The organism is Piscinibacter sp. (assembly GCF_050175855.1).
Classification (GTDB): domain Bacteria; phylum Pseudomonadota; class Gammaproteobacteria; order Burkholderiales; family Burkholderiaceae_C; genus Piscinibacter.
This window is the reverse complement of sequence record NZ_JBFXIO010000563.1, coordinates 1-2,576: the sequence shown is the minus strand read 5'-3', so window position 1 is coordinate 2,576 and position 2,576 is coordinate 1. Positions and strand designations below refer to the sequence as shown.

The 2,576-nt window shown below is 69.4% G+C and carries 3 protein-coding genes; all 3 read right to left on the bottom strand.

The features are described from left to right. The coding region (locus tag AB7U92_RS25740) for a putative holin (protein ID WP_428583489.1) at nucleotides 1–186 on the bottom strand (186 nt) is incomplete at its 3' end. A 6-nt stretch (nucleotides 187–192) separates the two neighbouring features. Further along, nucleotides 193–804 (bottom strand): hypothetical protein, encoded by a 612-nt coding sequence (locus tag AB7U92_RS25735; protein WP_428583487.1) that lies wholly within the window; start codon nucleotides 802–804, stop codon nucleotides 193–195. 66 nt (nucleotides 805–870) lie between these two features. After that, the coding region (locus AB7U92_RS25730) for a hypothetical protein (RefSeq protein ID WP_428583485.1) at nucleotides 871–2,576 on the bottom strand (1,706 nt) is incomplete at its 5' end.

The window sequence follows — 2,576 nt, the reverse complement described above, 5'->3', positions numbered from 1 at the left end:
CAGCTCATGCGGTCGCGCGTAGGGGTAGAGGTGCCGGTACATCCAGTAGCCGAGGTAGGCCGCGCCCGAGAGCAGCAGCAGCTTCCACCCCGCCACCTCGAGCTGCGCCGGCGCGATGACGTACACCATCGCGACGAGCGCCGCCGTGATGACGAGCCAGGGCGACATGCGCATGAGGCCGGGCACGCTGGCTCAGGCTCCGAGGGCCGCAGCGCGCGCCGCCAGCATCTCGTCGATGAACTGCACCTCGGCCAGCTCATCGTCGCTGTCCGGACCGTCGTGCTCCGTCAGCTCGGCACGGCGCGCATACAGCGCCGCGTCGTCGAGCGGCAATAGCCGCGCCCGCATCGCCGGCACCCCGATGCCCCGCTCGACCATCAGCGCCTCGGCGATCGGCCCTTCCACGGCGCCGTCTGGCAGGTCGTTGTAGAGCTTCTCCAGCGCCGCGTCGTCCATCTGGGCGAGCTGTTCGCGGATCTGCGCGGCGTTGGCCCGGCGCAGGCGCTCCTCCGCGATGGCCGACATCACGCCCTTGCGGGCCTTGCCGGCCTTCTCGGCGGATTCCAGGCGGTCGAGGGATTCGTCGAGGAGATCCCCCAGGCCCTCGGCGACGTCCGCCACGGAGCCGTCGAGCAGCGCGAGCACCAGGTCGACAACCGCCTCCGGCTCGGCCGCCACCGGCGCCGGGCGCAGGTGTTCGGGAACCTGGTGCATCGGGAAGATGCGGGTCTCGCCCGGGGGGACCATCGTGCCCCCCACCCAGAGGGGCATGGGCGAGTGGTTGTGGATGGGGATGTCGTCCATAGGGCCTCCGGGTGCTCAGGTGGGCGCGGCACCGGCGCCGTGGTCGGCGCCGGCAACGCTGACGGGTTACGCCGCGCGGGCGACGCGAGCCGTGGTGCTGAACAGCACGATCGAGGTCGCGGCGCGCTTAAGTGGGTTCGGCGTGTGCATCACCAGGAACTGGTCGCCGTAGGCTTCCTTCTTGCCGGTGAAGCGGCCGTTGCCGTCCTTCTGGTTCTCGAGCTCGCCCAAGGTCCACGGCTTGGTGATGCGCATGCGGGTCACGCCGCGCTCGGCCACGATGATGCGCTGGTCGCCCATCCACAGGCCCGGGGCCGAGGTCTTGTAGTTCGGCACGTCCTTGATGCGGCCGAGGTTGCCGTCGGCGGCGAGGTCCGTGCCGGCGCGCCGCGCGTTGGCGCCGAACTGCTTGGCCTGCTCGATCATGGTCATCACGGTGCCGGACATCAGCCCGTAGTTGGCCATGTGGAAGCGCTGGTCCTCGATCACGGCCTTGCGGAGCCCATAGCGGTACAGGAACGTGTCCCAGTGCGCATCGATGGCGGCCGAGCCGAGATCGGTGTCGAACTTGTAGACGTTCGTCGCGTAGCTGTAGCTGATCGTGTACGCGGTGGCGTCCGCCGGCACCTGGATGGCGCCGGCCTGGTTGACCAGCCGGATCTCGCCCAGGTTGTAGTCGAGCACGTAGTAGGTGCCGTTCGCCTGCGTGCCCGTGCCGTCGTACTCGAGCACCGGGTTCGAGTTGTACGTCACGGTGACGGGGTTCACCGTGCTGCCCACCTGGTTGCCCTGCAGGTCGTAGACCTTGCGCGGGCGCACCACCGGGAACTGCGCCAGGATGAAGATGTTCTTCGTGCCGTCGGCCTGCAGCTCGAGATTCTCGTTCGAGACGGCCGTGGCGCCGTACTCGTCCGCCGCGTGCAGGATCTCGTTGAACGCCAGGCGGTCGAGGTCCTCGCCGATGATGCGGGTGGCATTGCGCTGGTTCTCGCCCACGGCCTCCCAGTTCAGGTGGCGCGCGGCGGTGAGGTAGCGCAGTTCGTCCGAGACCTCGAAGGCGAGCTTCTGCGGGATGTTGTAGGCCGTGTCCGCCGTCTGGATGACGCCGGCACGAGCGACCGCCTGGCCTTCGTAGCGGCGGGTGTTGTCGCGCCCGGCGGCCGTGGTGTCGCGGTAGCTGTAGGGGATCATGTAGCTGGTGGCGAACTGATCGGTGCCTGCGTCCAGGAACTGCAGCGCGACCAGGTTGTAAAGCGCCTCGCGGATGACGGTGCGCTCCCACACCACCGGCACGGCGACGTCGGAGACGATGCCGTCACCCCCGGCCAGCATGCGGTGCTCGGCCTGGAGCTGGGCGCCGCGGTCGCGGTCGAAGGTGGCCAGCACGGCCTCGGCCAGCTTGCGGTTCTCGTCGCGCAGCGCGCCGCCCACGTTCGCGAAGCGGCGGGCGGCCGACAGGTCGACCAGCCCCAGGCGGCGGTCCACCGCTTCCTGCAGGGCCTTGATGTTGTTGGTCTCGTCGACCGTGATGTGCGGTGCGCCCGCCGGCCCCGGCCAGCCGCGGGCCGAGAGTTCGTAGGCGACGGAGAGATCGTTCGCGAGCTGGATCTGGTGCTCGGCCAGGCGCTTCACCTGGTCCTCGGTCATGTCCGCGGTCACCAGGTCCTTCGCCGCGAGGAGCTTGGCGCGCGAGCCCTCGGAGAGCTTCTTCACCGTTTCCGAGGCTTCGAGCAGTTCGGTGAACCGGGTGACGTTGGCGCCGAGCCGTTCGG